Origin of the sequence: Streptomyces sp. 3N207 (assembly GCF_052246355.1) — a bacterium.
Taxonomy (GTDB): domain Bacteria; phylum Actinomycetota; class Actinomycetes; order Streptomycetales; family Streptomycetaceae; genus Streptomyces.
The window spans coordinates 150,703-167,451 of the sequence record NZ_JBQQBV010000019.1 but is presented as its reverse complement, the minus strand read 5'-3'; the positions used below and the strand labels follow the sequence as shown (position 1 = coordinate 167,451).

15 protein-coding genes are annotated in these 16,749 nt (G+C 72.3%); 4 read left to right on the top strand and 11 right to left on the bottom strand.

Features of this window, described 5'->3' with window-relative positions:
* The first annotated feature begins 81 nt into the window (after positions 1 to 81).
* Together ACTWP9_RS26875 and ACTWP9_RS26870 are read left to right on the top strand one after the other, a co-directional pair.
* The gene (locus tag ACTWP9_RS26875; RefSeq protein ID WP_443248859.1) at positions 82 to 1,338 is read left to right on the top strand and encodes an MFS transporter; all 1,257 of its coding nucleotides are present in this window, start codon (positions 82 to 84) and stop codon (positions 1,336 to 1,338) included.
* Between the two features lie 457 nt (positions 1,339 to 1,795).
* Entirely contained in the window at positions 1,796 to 3,175 is a 1,380-nt protein-coding gene (locus ACTWP9_RS26870) for a uracil-xanthine permease family protein (RefSeq protein WP_443248852.1), read from the top strand.
* Here ACTWP9_RS26870 and ACTWP9_RS26865 read toward each other — a convergent pair.
* Positions 3,157 to 3,717, bottom strand: coding sequence for a GNAT family N-acetyltransferase (locus ACTWP9_RS26865; RefSeq protein ID WP_443248851.1), 561 nt, complete (start codon positions 3,715 to 3,717; stop codon positions 3,157 to 3,159). The genes ACTWP9_RS26870 and ACTWP9_RS26865 overlap by 19 nt on opposite strands.
* Before the next feature lie 128 nt (positions 3,718 to 3,845).
* Here ACTWP9_RS26865 and ACTWP9_RS26860 point away from each other — a divergent pair, with 128 nt between their 5' ends.
* Both ACTWP9_RS26860 and ACTWP9_RS26855 read left to right on the top strand, forming a co-directional pair.
* Positions 3,846 to 4,553, top strand: coding sequence for a DUF5995 family protein (locus ACTWP9_RS26860; RefSeq protein ID WP_443248850.1), 708 nt, complete (start codon positions 3,846 to 3,848; stop codon positions 4,551 to 4,553).
* 53 nt (positions 4,554 to 4,606) lie between these two features.
* The gene (locus tag ACTWP9_RS26855; protein WP_443248849.1) at positions 4,607 to 5,533 is read left to right on the top strand and encodes a TIGR03619 family F420-dependent LLM class oxidoreductase; all 927 of its coding nucleotides are present in this window, start codon (positions 4,607 to 4,609) and stop codon (positions 5,531 to 5,533) included.
* 41 nt (positions 5,534 to 5,574) lie between these two features.
* On the opposite strand, the gene ACTWP9_RS26850 is transcribed toward ACTWP9_RS26855, so the two are convergent.
* From ACTWP9_RS26850 to fmt, 10 genes are all read right to left on the bottom strand, one after another.
* On the bottom strand, positions 5,575 to 7,302 hold the full coding sequence (locus ACTWP9_RS26850; RefSeq protein ID WP_443248848.1) for a flavin monoamine oxidase family protein: 1,728 nt from the start codon (positions 7,300 to 7,302) through the stop codon (positions 5,575 to 5,577).
* A 63-nt stretch (positions 7,303 to 7,365) separates the two neighbouring features.
* Entirely contained in the window at positions 7,366 to 8,154 is a 789-nt protein-coding gene (locus ACTWP9_RS26845) for a carbon-nitrogen hydrolase family protein (protein ID WP_443248847.1), read from the bottom strand.
* A 116-nt stretch (positions 8,155 to 8,270) separates the two neighbouring features.
* Positions 8,271 to 8,726 (bottom strand): Lrp/AsnC family transcriptional regulator, encoded by a 456-nt coding sequence (locus ACTWP9_RS26840; protein WP_443248846.1) that lies wholly within the window; start codon positions 8,724 to 8,726, stop codon positions 8,271 to 8,273.
* 146 nt (positions 8,727 to 8,872) lie between these two features.
* Complete coding sequence (locus ACTWP9_RS26835) at positions 8,873 to 10,318, bottom strand: GuaB1 family IMP dehydrogenase-related protein (protein ID WP_443248845.1); 1,446 nt, start codon at positions 10,316 to 10,318, stop codon at positions 8,873 to 8,875.
* Positions 10,319 to 10,507: 189 nt separating this feature from the next.
* The gene (locus ACTWP9_RS26830; RefSeq protein ID WP_443248844.1) at positions 10,508 to 11,785 is read right to left on the bottom strand and encodes a cation:proton antiporter; all 1,278 of its coding nucleotides are present in this window, start codon (positions 11,783 to 11,785) and stop codon (positions 10,508 to 10,510) included.
* A gap of 37 nt (positions 11,786 to 11,822) precedes the next feature.
* Positions 11,823 to 12,299 carry a cation:proton antiporter regulatory subunit gene (locus ACTWP9_RS26825; RefSeq protein ID WP_443248843.1) on the bottom strand — a complete coding sequence of 159 codons (477 nt, stop codon included), beginning with the start codon at positions 12,297 to 12,299 and terminating at the stop codon, positions 11,823 to 11,825.
* Between the two features lie 38 nt (positions 12,300 to 12,337).
* Complete coding sequence (locus ACTWP9_RS26820; protein ID WP_443248842.1) at positions 12,338 to 13,336, bottom strand: sugar-binding transcriptional regulator; 999 nt, start codon at positions 13,334 to 13,336, stop codon at positions 12,338 to 12,340.
* Between the two features lie 133 nt (positions 13,337 to 13,469).
* Entirely contained in the window at positions 13,470 to 14,162 is a 693-nt protein-coding gene (gene rpe / locus ACTWP9_RS26815) for a ribulose-phosphate 3-epimerase (RefSeq protein ID WP_443248841.1), read from the bottom strand.
* 34 nt (positions 14,163 to 14,196) lie between these two features.
* Positions 14,197 to 15,654: an RsmB/NOP family class I SAM-dependent RNA methyltransferase gene (locus ACTWP9_RS26810; protein WP_443248840.1), complete on the bottom strand. Its 1,458-nt coding sequence runs from the start codon at positions 15,652 to 15,654 to the stop codon at positions 14,197 to 14,199.
* A gap of 99 nt (positions 15,655 to 15,753) precedes the next feature.
* Complete coding sequence (gene fmt / locus ACTWP9_RS26805) at positions 15,754 to 16,701, bottom strand: methionyl-tRNA formyltransferase (protein ID WP_443248839.1); 948 nt, start codon at positions 16,699 to 16,701, stop codon at positions 15,754 to 15,756.
* Positions 16,702 to 16,749: the final 48 nt, after the last annotated feature.

Below are 16,749 nucleotides of genomic sequence, written 5' to 3'. Positions count from 1 at the left end.
CGCCCGTACGCATCTCGTCTCCCTGCCGCACCGGTGCGCGTACGGACTTTTGGGGGCGCACCGGTGCGGCAGGGAGACGAGATGCGTACGGGCGAGAGCGGGCCGGAGCCGCAGGCAGGCGCGGGGGCGGAAACGCCGGCAGGTCCGCCCGGGTCCGCGTCCGGTGGTGTGCCCCTCGGCCGGCCGGACCGCTCCGTACGGGCCGGGCGGGTGGCGGTCTCCGTGGTGTTCGCGGTGCACGGGACGGCCAGCGGCACGTTCGCCACCCGGATCCCCTGGCTGCGGGAACATCTTGGCCTCAGCCCCGGCTGGCTGGGGCTGGCGCTGGTGTTCATGACGGCCGGCGCCTCCGCCGCCATGCCGCTCTCGGCGCGGCTGGCCCACCGCTACGGCCCGCGCCGCGCACTGGCCGCGGTTTCGCTGGCCTGCTGCGCCGGACTGGTGCTGCCGCCGCTCGCCCCGGGCCTGTGGTGGCTGTGCCTGGCACTGTTCGTGTTCGGCTGCGGACTCGGCCTGATGGACGTCGCGATGAACGCCCAGGGGGTGCGGGTCGAGGCGGCGTACGGGCGCTCGGTGATGTCCGCGCTGCACGGCCTGTGGAGCGTGGGCACGCTGCTGGGCGGTGCGGGAGGCGTGGTGGCCGCGCATGCGGGGCTGGACGCGCGGGTGCACCTGGGAGTGGCGGCACCGCTGTTGGCCGTGGTCGCGGTGGTCGCGGCGCGGTGGACGCCCGGCGAGGAGCGAAGCCTCCGCGCGGATGCCGGGGACGCGGCGGAAGCCCCGCCCCGCTTCGCGCTGCCCTCGCGCGGCGTGCTGGCGATCGGGTTGCTCGGCTTCTGTGCGGTGTTCGCCGAGGGCGCCTCGATGGACTGGTCCGGCATCTATCTGGCCGACGTGACGGGCGCCGGGCCCGCTCTCGCCGCCTCCGCCTACACGGCGTTCGCCTGCACGATGGCCCTCGCCCGGCTGTCCGGCGACGCCGTGGTGCGGCGGTTCGGGCCGGTGGCGACGGTACGGGCGGGCGGCGTACTTGCGGCGGTGGGCGCGGCGCTGGTGGTAGCCGCGCGGACGCCGCCCGCTGCCGTCGCGGGGTTCGCCCTGATCGGGGTGGGGATCGCCGTGGTCGTCCCGCTGTGCTTCGCGGCAGCGGGCCGTACCGCCGCGGCCGCCCCCGGCCAGGCCATCGCGGGCGTCGCCACCCTGGCGTACGCCTCGGGCCTCGCGGCCCCCGCCGCGGTCGGCTGGATCGCCGAGTCCACCTCCCTCTCGGTCTCCTTCGGCGTCGTCACCGCGCTGCTGCTGGGGCTGGTCACCGGAGCGAGGGTGCTTCGCACCTGAGGGCCGCCTCTTCGGTTGCCCCCTCGCGTTCTGTCCGCCGTCGGGGCGAGCCGTCGCGGCCAGCTCCCTTTCCGCCTCCTTCCCCCGCGACGGCGGGACGCCCGACCGCGGAGACCGGCAGTACCGAGGCGGCGGACACCCGCCGTTGGGGCTTCGCCGAGCGCCCGAGCGCGGGCTCGTCGTGGCCACTCGCGCAGTTCCCCGCGCCCCTGCGGGGCGCCCCCACCGTCACGGCGAACCCCCTCTTCCCCCGCAACGGCGGAGACCGGCAGTACCGAGGCGGCGGACACCCACCGTTGCGGCTTCCCGAATTGCCCGCGTGCGGGCACGGCGTGGCCGCTCGCGCAGTTCCCCGCGCCTCTGCGGGGCGCCCATGCCGGGACGCGGAGGAGAAGTGGCGCGGCGAAGTCGGACTAGTATGTGCGGCGATCAAAATCGGCCAGGGGAGCGGAGCGACATGCGCGGGCTCGGCGTGCGGTGGAAGGTGCACGGCGACGGGCGTGTCCCGGCGCCCGGCGCGGTGGTGCGGCCGGAGGAGCGGCTGTCCTGGCCGCGGACGGCGGGGCTCGGTGCCCAGCATGTGGTGGCAATGTTCGGGGCGAGTTTCGTGGCTCCGGTGCTCATGGGACTGGACCCGAACCTGGCGATCATGATGTCCGGGCTCGCGACGATGGTCTTCCTGCTCGCGACCCGCGGCCGGGTGCCGAGCTATCTGGGCTGCAGCCTCTCCTTCGTCGGCGTGGCCGCGGCCATCCGCGGCCAGGGCGGCAGCAGCGCCACGGTGACCGGCGCGATCCTGGTGGTCGGCGCCGTGCTCCTCCTCGTCGGGCTGGCCGTGCAGAAGTTCGGCGCGCGGATCATCCACGCGGTGATGCCGCCCGTGGTGACCGGCGCCGTCGTCATGCTGATCGGCTTCAACCTGGCGCCCGTCACCGCCTCGACGTACTGGCCGCAGGACCAGTGGACGGCGCTGCTGACCATGCTGCTGACCGGGCTCGCCGTGGTGTGTCTGCGCGGCTTCTGGTCGCGGATCGCGATCTTCCTGGGGCTGGTCGCGGGCTATCTGATGTCGTGGGCGTTCGACACCGTCTTCGGCCGGATCCATTCGCCGGACGCCGGCGGCAAGACGGTGGACCACTGGCGGCTGGATCTCTCCGCCGTGGGCAAGGCTGACTGGTTCGGGCTGCCGTCCGTGCACGGCCCCGACTTCTCCTGGTCGCCCGTTCTGGTGGCGCTGCCGGTGGTGATCGCCCTGGTGGCCGAGAACGCAGGGCACGTCAAGGCGGTCGGCGAGATGACCGGCGATCCGCTGGACGACAAGCTCGGCACCGCGATCGCCGCGGACGGGGCGGGCAGCGTCCTGTCGACCGCGTTCGGCGGTCCCGCCACGACGACGTACTCGGAGAACATCGGCGTCATGGCAGCGACCCGGGTCTACTCGACGGCCGCGTACTGGGCTGCCGCCTGCTTCGCGCTGCTCTTCGGGCTCTGTCCCAAGTTCGGTGCCGTCGTCGCGGCCATCCCCGGCGGGGTGCTCGGCGGTATCACCGTGATCCTCTACGGAATGATCGGGCTGCTCGGCGCGCAGATCTGGCTCAGCAACGGCGTCGACTTGCGCAACCCGCTGAACCTGGTGCCGGTTGCTGCGGGCATCATCATCGGCATCGGCAACGTCACGCTGAAGTTCACCGACACCTTCGAACTCGGCGGTATCGCACTGGGCACCCTCGTCGTGCTCACCGGCTACCACGCCCTCAAGGCGCTGGCCCCGCCCCACCTCAAGACCCAGGAACCGCTGCTGGACGAGGGCACCAGCGACTACGACGAACCGAGCTGAGCCGGGTCGCCGGGCGCCGCTTCCTGCCGCTGCATCTCGAAGTACCGCACCCGGTGGTCCTCCCCCACCACCCGCATACCGACGGCGGTCATCACCCGCTGCGAGGCGAGGTTGTCGAGATCGGCGTCGGCCTTGACCAGGGTGACGCCGCGGGACCAGGCGAAGGCGAGCAGCGCACGCAGCGCCTCGGAGGCGTAACCCTGCCCGCGCACCGAGGCGTTGAGGGCGTACCCCACAGTGACGGTGCGCTGCGCGTCGGGGATCTGGTTGAAGCCGATGCCGCCGATGGCGCGGCCGTCGGTGCGGCGGCGTATCTCGTAGTTGCCGAAGGGGCGGGGGTCCCCGTCGGCCGCGCATGCCTTCAGCAGGTCCTCGGCGCCCTTCACATCCAGGGAGTCCGGGTACTCGGCCCCCCACAGCTCTCCCTCGCCCGGTGTTCCGGCCACGATCCGCTCGGCCTCCTGAGGGCTCATGGGGTGCAGCACGAGCCGTTCGGTGTGCAGGTCGGCCAGGGCATCGGTGGTGCCGGGTGTGTCCGTCATGCCAGGTGACGTATCACGCGGGCAGGCCGCGCCGCACCCGGATAACCGGCAGCGCACACGTCCTCCGTCCGGGGGCCGTACGGGCCGGGCTGCCCTCATGGCGGGAAAGCGGCTGTCAGGCTGCGGGCATGACCTCTACGGATCAGGTGCCCGCGCAGCGCGCGCTCGCCTCGGCACCCATCGCCGAAGTGACGGCCCAGATGCGGGAGATCGGCGCGATACTGCCCCGGCAGGACGGCGTGGCGGTCTTCAACCGGGTGTACCTCTCGGTGACCGAGGAGCTGGAACGGCGCCTGACCGCGGGGCACTTCGATGACCGGGCCGCCACCGGCGAGCTGGGCACCCGGTTCGCGCGGCGCTTTCTGGCGGCGGTGGACGCCGAGGCGGCGGGGCTGCGGGTGCCCTCGTGCTGGCGGGCGCTCTTCCGCTTCCGGCGCCATCCCTCCGTCCATCCGCTCCAGTTCGCGCTGGCAGGCATCAACGCGCACATCGGCCACGACCTGCCGCTCGCGCTGGTGGACACCTGCCGGGCGCTGGAGGCCGCCCCCGACGACCTGGAGGCGGACTTCGAGCGGATCGGCGAACTGCTGACGGGCCTGGAGGAGCGCATCCGCGAGGAGCTGATGCCGGGCCCGGACCTGCTGGACGTGGCCGATCCGCTCACCCATCTGATCGGCTCGTGGAGTCTGGAGCGCGCACGTGCGGGCGCATGGGTGTCGTTCCGGGCACTGTGGGGGCTGCGGATGTGCGGCGACCTGCTGGAGGAGACGGCGGAGGGGCTGGACGCCACGGTCGGCGTGGCCGGGCGCTGCCTGCTGACACCGCTGTGGAACTGAATGTCGACCCGTACAGTCGGACACCCGAGCAATCACCGTGCTACGGAGGCGAGATGGCACTGCGACTGGGCCTGGGGCTGCCGCAGACCGGAACCTACGACCTGACCAGAGACGTCACCGCGGTGGCGCGGGCGGCGGAGGAGCTGGGGTACGACAGCGTCTGGGTGCTGGAGCGGCTCATGCGTCCCGAGGAGCCGCTGGACGACATGTATCTGGTGCCGGGGCTGCGGTGGTCGGGGTACTTCCGGTCGGTCGCCGACCCGCTGGTCACCCTGTCGCTGGCGGCGGCCGTCACCGAGCGGGTACGGCTGGGCTCCGCGGTACTGGTCGGCCCGCTGCATCAGCCGTTCCTGCTGGCGCGGGCGCTGGGGTCGCTGGATGCGGCCAGCGGCGGCCGGGTGATCGCGGGGCTGGGCACCGGCTGGTCCCGCGACGAGTACGCCGCGGCGGGCGCCGACCACGCCACCCGCGGCGCGGCGCTGGACGAGCTGCTGGATGTGTGCGCCGCCGTGTGGGGCCCGGACCCGGCCGCGTACGAGGGACGGCGGACCCGGTTCTCCCCCTCGGCGGTCGGCCCCAAGCCCGCAGGACGGATCCCGGTGCTGCTGGCAGGCGGCACCGACAGGGCGCTGCGCCGCTTGGTGCGGCGGGCCGACGGGTGGCTGCCCGCGATGCTGACCGACGAGCAGATCGCAGCCACCCGGTCCCGGATCGCCGAGCTGGCCCGCGAGGCGGGCCGGGACCCGGCCGAGCTGTCCACCACCCTGCGCACTTCGGTGCAGCTCACCGACCGCCCGGTCGACGGCAAGCGCCGCCCGCACCAGGGCAGTCTCGAACAGATCGTGGCGGACCTGGCCGGCGCGGCGCGGGCAGGCGTCCAAGAGGTACTGCTGGACGCTCAGTTGACCTGCCACGACGCGCAGGAGCTCATCGAGACGGCGAAGGCGCTGCGGGAAGCGGTGACCGAGGCCGGCCTGTAGGCCGGCCTCCCCGGCCGCCCTGGCCTGTCCGCACTCCCCGGTCAGTCCTCCGGGAGCCGCACCGGCTCGATCGCGTCGAAGACGTCGCCCGGTCCCGGGTTGCCGTGGTCGGTGGTGCCGCCCAGGTGGTGCATGACGCCCCAGACGGCGTTGAGCGCGGTCTGTACGGCGCCCTCGGCCCAGCCCGCGGTCCAGGAGATGTCGTCTCCGGCGAGGAAGAGGCCGCGCCGGTCCGCGGGCAGCGTCTCCTGCATGAAGTGGGTGAACAGCCGCCGCTGGTAGCGGTAGTGGCCCGGCAGGTTCGCCTTGAACGCGCCCAGGAAGTAGGGCTCGTCCTCCCAGGAGACGGTGAGCGGATTGCCGGTGATGTGCTTGCGGATGTCGACGCCGGGATAGATCTCGCCGAGCGACTTGAGCATCACCTCCATCCGCTCGTTGGCGTCCAGCGGCAGCCACTTGAGGCTGTCGTCGCACCAGGTGTACGACAGACAGATCACGGCCGGCTTGTCGGGGCCGTCGTCCAGCAGGTAGGTGCCGCGCGTCATCCGGTCGGTCAGCGTCATGCTCATCGTGTCGCGCCCGGTACGCGGGTCCTGATCGAGCCAGAACGGGCGGTCGACGGGCACGAACAGCTTGGAGGACTCCATGTAGTGGGTGCGCTCCACCGCCGTCCAGTGGTCGATGGGCAGCAGCGCGTCGTCGCAGTCGATCCGGCTCAGCAGCAGCCACGACTGGGCGGTGAAGACGGCAGCGCGGTAGGTGCGGATGTCGCCGTCGGTGTCCGTGACCGTGACCCGGTTGCCCGCCGTACGGTGCAGTCTGGTGACGGCGGGCCGGTGCACGCCGCCGGGGTGCAGCGACCTGAGGCTGGTGCCCTGCGGCCAGTGGACGAGCTTGCCCGGCTCGCGCTCCCACAGCCGGAGCGGAAGCTGCTGGCAGCCGCCGACGATGCCGCGGTGATCGTCGTCGGCGCCGGTGTAGACGACGCGCAGGATCTCCAGGATGGAGTTGGGGAAGTCGGTGTCCCAGCCGCCGGTGCCGAACCCGACCTGGCCGAAGATCTCCCGGTGCCGGAAGGAGGCGAAGGCCGCCGAGTCGCACAGAAAGCCGTAGAAGGTCTGGTTGTCCAGCTTCTCCACCAGCCGGGACCAGATCTCGCGGATGCGGGGCACATCCCGCTCGCGTATCGCCTGCTGCATCGCGGAGAAGTCGGCGCCCTCCTCCAGGCACGCGTTCCACGCGTCCATCACCTGGTGGTAGACCGGCGGCAGGTCCTCCAGCGTACGGGCGTAGTGCGACTCACCCTTGAGGTCCACGACCGTCGAGGGGGTGTCGGGGGCCAGCGGGTTGGGGAACGGCTCGGTCTCCAGGCCGACCAGGTCGATGTAGTGCTGGAGCGCGGTCGAGGACGGCGGGAAGCGCATGGCGCCCATCTCGGCGTGCAGTGCCGGGTCGCCGCCCTCGAACGTCGACGTCCGCAGCCGCCCGCCGAGCTGGTCGGCCTCGTAGACGACCGGCTTGAGCCCCATCTTCATCAGCTCGTACGCCGCCACCAGCCCCGACAGCCCGCCGCCGATGACGGCGACCTCGGTGCCGTGCTCGGTCGGCGGTACGGCACCGAGACCGGCCGGGTGCGCGAGGAAGTCGTCGTAGGCGAACGGGAAGTCGGGGCCGAACATGGTCAGCGGACGCTGGGCGCGCTGCTGGGCTTCGTGCTGCTCGTCGTGCTCGTGGGCAGCGTTGGGCACGGTGGGCACGGTGGAGGTCATGCGGGTGTCGCTCCTGGGTGGTACGGGAATTCTTGACGGCTTACGCGGATGCGGCTTCGGGAGCTAGCGCGCGTACAGCTCGGGGCGGCGGTCGGCCAGATACGGGTTGCGGTCACGGGAGGCACGCAGCGCCGCGAGGTCGACGTCGGCCACCAGCACGGCCCCGCCGTTGCCCGCAGCGCGCACCGGCACGGTCCCGTCGGGTGCGGCCAGGCAGCTCAGCCCCGCGAAGTCGAACTCGCCCTCGCGGCCCGCGCGATTGGCGTACGCGACATACAGCTGGCTCTCCACCGCGCGGGCCACGACGAGGGTCTCGGCGACGGTTTCGTACGGGCGCATCAGCGCCGTCGGCACCAGCAGCACGTCGGTGCCCGCCAGCGCATGCGCGCGGACCGCCTCGGGGAACTCCACGTCGTAGCAGATCAGCAGCCCGAGCCGGAGCCCGTCCAGCTCCGCCTGCACGGGCAGCTGCTCGCCTGGGGTGTAGTGCTTCGCCTCGTAGGGGCCGTACAGATGCGTCTTGCGGTAGTTCGCGAGTGCGGCACCGTCCGGGCCGACGAGCTGTACGGAGTTGTGGACCGCGCCGTCCTCGCCACGTTCGGGGTACCCGTAGGCGACGGCGACGCCGTGCTGCCGGGCGATGCGGGAGACGGCCGCGGCGCTCGGGCCGTCAGCCGGTTCGGCGAGCTGAGCCGGGTCCTCCAGCGCGTAGCCGGTGAGGGAGAGCTCCGGCGTGACCAGCAGCCGGGCGCCTCGCGCCGCGGCTTCCCGGGCGGCGCTGTCGAGGGAGGTCAGGCCCGCGGAGCCCGGGGTGGAGGGCTGGGCATGGGTCTGGTGGAGAGCGATTCGCACGCCTTCGACGCTACGGTCGCCGTGGGTGCGCCACAAGCGGGGGATCTTGCGAGTTGACCCGCAGTTTGTTGCGCGTCAAGGCCGGTCGGCATCGATTTGTTGTGCGGGGCAGCCGCTCACAGGGGCGGGCCCGCGTTGTAGCGGCGCAGCAGCGGGGAGAGCACCAGGACGGACTTGGTGCGCTCGACGAAGGCTTCCCCGGCGATCCGTTCCAGCACGGCCTCGAAGTGCCGCATATCGGCGGCGAAGACCTGTACGAGCGCATCGGCCTCGCCGGTGACGGTCGAGGCCGCCGCCACCTCGGGATAGTGGGCCAGCGCCCGGTGGATGTCCTCCGGCGAGGTGCGGGAGCGGCAGTACATCTCGATGAATCCCTCCGTCTGCCAGCCCAGGGCCGAGGGGTCGACCCGCACCGTGAACCCGGTGATCGCGCCCCGCTCCCGCAGCCGGTCCACGCGCCGTTTCACGGCGGGCGCCGACAGGCCGACCTCGGCTCCGATATCTGCGTACGTACGGCGGGCATCCTCGGCGAGGGCGTGGACGATGCGTTCGTCCAGATCGTTCAGTGACACGGCGATCAGTAGAACACGGCGCCGGAGCACGGGCGCGGCGTGGCAGCCGCGTACCCCCGCATGGGGCTGCGCTTGCCGACCCGCTCCGCCAAGCTCTTCCAGCAGGGGGCGCCCAGAAGCGCGGCGCCCCCATCAGTGCGCGGCGGTCACCAACTGGCGTGCAGGGGCTTGCCCTCCGCGTAGCCGGCGGCGCTCTGGACGCCGACGACGGCCTTCTCGGCGAACTCGTCCAGTGTCGCGGCGCCCGCGTAGGTGCAGGCGGAGCGGACGCCCGCGATGATCGAGTCGATCAGGTCCTCGACGCCGGGGCGGGCCGGGTCCAGGAACATCCGGGAGGTGGAGATGCCCTCCTCGAACAGCCCCTTGCGGGCCCGGTCGTACGCCGACTCCTCGGCGGTCCGGTTGCGTACGGCGCGCGCTGAGGCCATGCCGAAGGACTCCTTGTAGAACCGCCCGTCGGCGGACTGCTGGAGGTCGCCCGGCGACTCGTAGGTGCCCGCGAACCAGGAGCCGATCATCACGTTGGAGGCACCGGCGGCCAGCGCCATGGCGACATCGCGCGGGTGCCGCACGCCGCCGTCGGCCCAGACGTGCTTGCCGTACTTGCGTGCCTCGGCGGCGCACTCCAGGACGGCGGAGAACTGCGGCCTGCCGACGCCGGTCATCATGCGGGTGGTGCACATGGCGCCCGGACCGACACCGACCTTGATGATGTCGGCGCCCGCGTCGACGAGGTCGCGTACGCCCTCGGCGGCCACCACGTTGCCCGCCACGATCGGCACGGCCGGGTCGAGACCGCGGACGGCCTTCAGCGCCTCCAGCATGCCTTCCTGGTGGCCGTGTGCCGTGTCCACGACGAGGGTGTCCACGCCAGCGTCGAGCAGCGCCTTGGCGCGGGCCACGGCCTCGCCGTTGATGCCGACGGCAGCGGCGACCCGCAGGGCGCCGTCGGCGTCGACGGCGGGGTTGTAGAGGGTGGCCCGCAGCGCGCCCTTGCGGGTGAGGATGCCCACGAGCTTGCCGTCGGAGTCGACGGCGGGCGCGAACTTGAAGTGGGCCGAGTCGAGTTGGGTGAAGGCGTCCTGCGGGTCGATGTCCGCGTCGAGCAGCATCAGCTCGGAGGTCATGACCTCCGAGAGCTGGGTGAAGCGGTCGACGCCGGTCAGGTCCGACTCGGTGACGACGCCGACGGGCTTGCCGTCGCGGACCACGACACCGGCGCCGTGTGCCCGCTTGGGCAGCAGCGACAGCGCATCGGCCACGGTCTGGGTGGGGGCGAGAGTGATGGGAGTGTCGAGGACGTGATGCCGTCGCTTGACCCAGCCGATGACTTCGGTGACGACGTCGATCGGGATGTCCTGGGGGATCACCACGAGGCCGCCGCGGCGGGCCACGGTCTCGGCCATCCGGCGTCCGGCGATGGCGGTCATGTTGGCGACCACCAGCGGGATGGTGGTGCCCGTGCCGTCGGGCGAGGACAGGTCCACGCCCTGCCGGGAGCCGACCGCTGAGCGGTTCGGCACCATGAAGACGTCGTCGTACGTCAGGTCGTACGGGGGCCGCTGATCATTGAGAAAACGCACGTACTTCATTCTCCCACGTCCGCACATTCATGCGACCACGGACGATCCGCTGGAGTGCCTGCAGCTCCCTGGTGGGATCGCACGAGGAGGTGACGGGGCCATGCAGGCCGGTCACCAAGGGTGACGGCCCACCCACGAGGGCCACCGCCCACGAGGACGACCGCCCACGACGAGGGGCCGCTCACGCGAGTTGATCGCTCACGACGAGTGACCGGCACCGCCCACCGGATCCGGCGCTGCCTCCTCCACGCGGGACAGGGAGCTCTCGTGCTGTGTGCTCGTGCTGTCCGCACGCCCGGCCTCCCGTCGCGTACGGCGGTCGGCCACCAGCCCCTGGAGGCCGCGTACGGCGGGCTCGGTCCAGCGCGCGGTCAGCGGGCCGAAGATCACCAGGAGCATCACATACGCGGTCGCCAGCGGGGTGATCCGCGGATCCGCACCCGCCGCGAGCCCCGCGATGACGATGGAGAACTCACCCCGCGCGACCAGCGCCCCGCCTGCCCGCAGTCTGCCCTTGCTGCCCACACCGGCACGGCCCGCCGCGTACCAGCCGGTGATCACCTTGGTGACCGAGGTGAACGCGGCCAGCGCCAGCGCGGGCAGCAGCACCGGGGGGATCTCGGCCGGTGCGGTGTTGAATCCGAAGAAGACGAAGAACACCGCGGCGAACAGATCACGCAGCGGGGTCAGCAGGCTGCGCGCGTTCTCCGCCGTCTCCCCGGAGAGCGCGATACCCACCAGGAAGGCACCGACGGCCGCCGAGACCTGGAGCTTCGCGGCAATCCCGGCGATCAGCAGGGTCAGCCCGAGGACGACGAGCAGCAGCATCTCGGGGGTGTCGGAGCTGACGGCTCGGCTGATCTGGCGGCCGAACCGCAGCGCCGCGAACAGCACGATGCCCACGGTTCCGATCGCGACGATCATCGCCAGGCTGGTCCCCGCCACTCCGAGACCGGCCACCAGCGCGGTCAGCAACGGCAGGTAGACGGCCATGGACAGGTCCTCGATGACCAGCACGCCCAGAATCACCGGCGTCTCCCGGTTACCGAGCCGGCCCAGATCGGTGAGGACCTTGGCGATGACACCGGACGAGGAGATCCAGGTGACGCCCGCCAGCGCCACGGCCGCGACCGGGCCCCAGCCCAGCAGCACCGCGGCCACCGCGCCCGGCACCGCGTTGAGCAGGAAGTCCACCAGTCCGGACGGGTACTGCGTCTTCAGGCTGGTGACCAGCTCGGACGCGCTGTACTCCAGGCCGAGCAGCAGCAGGAGCAGGATCACCCCGATCTCCGCGCCGACCTCGATGAACCCCTCGCTGGCGGTCAGCGGGAAGAAGCCGCCGTGCCCGAAGGCCAGGCCGCCCAGCAGGTACAGCGGAATCGGGGAGAGCCCGATCCGGCCCGCGAAGCGGCCGACCAGTCCCAGGCCCAGGATGACGGCGCCGAGTTCGATCAGCAGAACGGTGGTGTCGTGCACAAAGGGCCTTTCAGTTGTCCAGCGGCTCCAGTCCCGCTCAGGTGCCGGCGATGATCCGGGTCAGCTCGTCCACTCCCTCACGGGTGCCGACCGCGACCAGGGTGTCCCCCGCCTCCAGCCGGAAGTCCGGACTGGGCGAGGGAACCGCACCGGTACGGCGCAGCACGGCCACGATGGAGGCCCCGGTGCGGGACCGCGCCTGGGTGGCGCCCAACGGCTCCCCGCTGTACGGGGAGTGCCCGGACAGCGGGATGCGGACGGTGACCAGGTCGATCTCCATCTCGCACGTCCCCAGCCTGGGGCTCTCCCCCGGTGCGAGGATCTCCGCGAGGGAGGCGGCCTCCTCCTGGTCGAGCTGCACCGTCGCCTGGCAGGCGTCCGGGTCGTCCTCCCGGTAGAAGCCGAGGAACCTGCGGCCGTCCTGGTGTGCCACCACCGAGATGTGCCGGCCGGTCCGGGTGGTGATGTCGTACTGCTTGCCCAGCCCTGGCAGCTTGGTGCTCTTGGTCGTCATGGCGTACTGCCTTCCGAGAACCCTCTACGAAGAACCGGCTACGAAGCCGCGGTACTGTCCGGGTCCGTACGCTCCAACGCCGGACGGGGCCCCGGTTGTTCCTCGGTCAGCAGCCAGTCGGCGGCCGCCGTGTCCGTCACCAAGCTGGTGACCAGGCCGGAACGGAGCACGGCGCCGATGGCCGCCGCCTTGCGGTACCCGCCGGCGATGGCGACGACCTCCGGGATCCGGCGCAGCCGCTCGGCCTCCACCGTGATGCAGCGCTCCCCCAGGTCCCGGCCGATCCGCCGGCCCTGCGCGTCGAAGAGGTGCGCCGACATCTCGGCGGCCACCCCGAGCGACGAGTAGTGGTCCCGCTCCTTGGGACTGAGCATGTCGTGCACCGTGGAGATACCCGGCTCCCAGGAGCCGATCGAGACGGCGGCGACGGTCACCTTGTCGAAGTACTCGAAGGCGCGGGCGATACCTGTCTGGCTGCGCAGCGCCGCCGCGGTGGCACTGTCCGGCAGCAGCATCGGCGCGTAGACGGGGTGCGCCTCTCCTCCGGCGACCTCGGCCGCCCGCCGTACGGCCTCCACCGAGCCGCGGTCCGCCGTACCGGCGTCGTACACCCCGGTCAGCTGGACGACGGTGCAGGGCGGCAACTGGCGTAGCGCGGTTGCCATATGGATGGTGGAGCGGCCCCAGGCCAGCCCCAGCACATCGCCGTCGGTGACCAGTTCGCCGAGCAGATCGGCGGCCACCTCGCCGAGGTTCTCCGGGTCCGCCGCGTCGTCCCCGGCCTCGGTGGGCGACTCGACGACGACCGCGTGCCGCAGGCCGAACCGGGCACGGAGCGCGTCCGACCGCTCGGCGTCCAGCTCCGCCGGCACCCGGATCTCGATACGCACCAGGTCACGCTCGAGCGCGGTCTCCAGGACCCGGGCCACCTTGAAGCGGCTCACCCCGAACTCGTCAGCGATCTGGATCTTGGATTTGCCCTCCAGATAGAAGCGGCGCGCCATCGCCGCAGCCTGCATGAGTTCGGCGGGTCCCATTCGCGTGGCTCGCCCCGACGACACCGCTCTCACCTCACTGTCTTGCCGTGTCCGCGCTGTCGGCGCTCGCGCGCCGCGCGTTCATCCTTGCAGATCCCCTGACGAGTGTGACCGCGGTCACCCAGCGTTCATCTCAGCCTTCCCGGCCAGGCCCCACCGCTTCCTCGGCCTGCTGCCGCAGCGCGCGGACGGCCGCCGCCGGGTCCTCGGCTCCGTAGACGGCCGAACCCGCCACGAACACATCGGCGCCCGCCTCCGCGCAGCGCTCGATGGTGGAGGCCGAGACGCCGCCGTCGACCTGCAACCACATCTGGAGACCGTGCTTGTCGATGAGCTGCCGGGTCCTGCGGATCTTCGGCAGCATGATGTCCAGGAACGCCTGCCCGCCGAAGCCCGGCTCCACCGTCATGACCAGCAGCATGTCCAGTTCGGGCAGCAGATCCTCGTACGGCTCGATCGGCGTGGCGGGCTTCAGCGCCATCGAGGCGCGGGCACCCTTGGCCCGGATCTCGCGGGCCAGCCGCACCGGCGCCGCCGCGGCCTCCACGTGGAAGGTGACGGACCCGGCCCCGGCCTCCACAAAGCCGGGCGCCCAGCGGTCCGGCTCCTCGATCATCAGGTGGCAGTCCAGCGGAATGTCCGTGGCCCGGCTCAGCGACTCGACCACGGGAGCGCCCAGGGTCAGATTGGGCACGAAGTGGTTGTCCATCACATCGACGTGCAGCCAGTCGGCGCCGGCCACGCCGTCGGTGCCTTCGACGCGCCGCGCCTCCTCGGCGAGGCGTGCGAAGTCGGCGGACAGGATGCTGGGGTTGATCTGAGCCATGGCTACCAGTATTCCGTGTAGACGTTCGAGGTGATCACGCGGTACGGCGCAGCAGCGCCAGGTACATCGCGTCGGTGCCGTGCCGATGCGGCCACAGCTGGATGTCGGGTCCCTCCCCCAGGTCGGGCACACCGGGCAGCAGGGGACGCGCGTCCACCGGCTCGGCGGCCGTCGTGCCCTCCTTCTCCAGCCCGCGCAGTACGTCGTCCACCACGGCACGGGTCTCCGCCAGGTGCGGCGAGCACGTCACGTACGCGACGACGCCGCCGACCCGGGCCGACTCCAGCGCCTGCGTCAGCAGTCCGCGCTGCAACGGCGCGAACCCCGCCACGTCCTCCGGCCTGCGCCGCCAGCGCGCCTCGGGCCTGCGGCGCAGCGCACCCAGCCCGGTGCAGGGCACATCGACCAGCACCCGGTCGAAACTGCCCGGCGCCCAGGCGGGACGGGTGCCGTCCGCGCTGACGACCGCCCAGGGCCCGGGGTTTCCGGCCAGCGCGCGGGCGACGAGGCGGGCGCGGTGCGGCTGCTTCTCGGACGCCAGCAGCGCCGCGCCCCGCTCGGCCGCCAGCGCGCCCAGCAGCGCGGCCTTGCCGCCGGGGCCCGCGCAGGAGTCGAGCCAGCGCGCTTCGGCGCCGTCCAGGGGCGCGTTGGCGAGGGCGAGCGCGACAAGCTGGCTGCCCTCGTCCTGCACCCCGGCCCTGCCCTCGCGTACGGCGTCCAGCATACCGGGCTCACCGCCCTCGGCCAGCCGCACCGCGTACGGCGACCAACGGCCCGGTACGGTCTCGTCGGTGGTCAGCTCCGCTGTGGTGGCCCGTCCCGGCCGGGCGACCAGGGTGACCTCGGGGCGCTCGTTGTCGGCCTCCAGCAGCGCCGTGATCTCCTCGCGCCCGCCTCCCCCGGCCACCGCCGAGGACGCTCCCAGCGCGTCCCACAGTGCGGAGACCACCCAGCGGGGATGTGCATGGCGCAGCGCCAGGTGCTCCTCCGGGTCCTCGTCGTAGGGCGGTGCGATCCGGTCCAGCCAGCCGTCGAGATCGTCGGCCGTGAGGCGCCGCAGCACCGCGTTGACGAACTTCGCCCGCCCGTCCCCCAGCACCACGCGGGCCAGCTCGACCGTCGCGCTCACCGCGGCGTGCTGCGGGATGCGGGTGCCCAGCAACTGGTGGGCACCGAGGGAGAGGACGTCCAGCACGGGCGGGTCCACCTCGCGCAGCGGCCGGTCGACGCACTCGGCGATGATCGCGTCGTAGGTGCCCTGCCTGCGCAGCGTGCCGTACACCAGCTCGGTGGCCAGCGCGGCGTCGCGGGCGTCCAGGCCGCCGTGTGCCGGGTCCTTCTCGCGGGCCTTCCGCAGCAGCGGCGGCAGTACGAGGTTGGCGTAGGCATCCCGCTCGTCCACCGCCCGCAGCGCCTCGAAAGCGAGGATGCGGACGGGATCCTTACGCGGACGCCGGTACCGGTTGCCGCCCCGGCGGGGTTGAGTGCTCACGAAAAAGGTGCTCCGCAAGATGAGGGGTCGAGGCTTCGTAGGGTGAGACCTCCACCCTACGGCCCCGCTGCCCGGAGGCGGCGACCGGTGACGCCCGGCTCAGGAAGCGGGCGCGTCGAAGTGGGCGCCCGCTTCGATACGGGTGCCGCGGGCCCAGTCGGCGGCTCGCATCGGCTTCTTGCCCTGCGGCTGCACCCACTCCAGCTCCACCGGGTGGGAGCCCGTACCGACGTGCACCGAGTTCTTGCCGACCCGCAGCTCACCGGGGGCCGCCTCGTCCGCACCGGCGTCGGGAGCGGGCACGAGCGAACGCACCTTCAGCCGCTCCCCCCGGAAGACGGTCCACGCGCCGGGAGCGGGCGAGCACGCCCGTACCACCCGGTCGACGCGGAGTGCGGGCGCCGTCCAGTCGATCCTGGCGTCCTCGACGGTGATCTTCGGAGCGAGGGAGACCCCCTCCTCCGGCTGCGGCATCGCCTGCAGCGTGCCGTCCTCGATGCCGTCCATGGTGGCGGCCAGCAGTCCGGCACCGGCGAAGGCGAGCCGGGTCAGCAGATCCCCGCTGGTGTCGCGGGACCGTACCTCCTCGGTCACCACCCCGTAGACAGGGCCCGAGTCCAGCCCCTCCTCGATGAGGAAGGTGGTGGCCCCGCTCATCTCGTCCCCGGCCAGCAGCGCGTGCTGCACGGGCGCGGCGCCGCGCCAGGCGGGCAGCAGCGAGAAGTGCAGGTTGACCCAGCCCCTGCGAGGTACGTCGAGCGTGACACGGGGCAACAGCGCTCCGTAGGCGACGACCGGGCAGCAGTCCGGCCCGATCTCCCGCAGCCTGGCCAGGAAGTCCTCGTCCCGGGGGCGCGCGGGCTTGAGCACCTCGATCCCCTCCTCCTCCGCCCGCTGAGCCACAGGGCTGGGCACCAGGCGCCTGCCGCGCCCCGCACGGGCGTCGGGGCGGGTGATCACGGCGACGACCTCGTGCCGTTCGGAGGCGATCAGCGTGTCGAGCGCGGGGACGGCGACCTCGGGGGTGCCTGCGAAGACGAGCCTCATCAGTGGCGAACTACCTCTCACACGTGGAAAGCGTGGAAAGACGGCCCA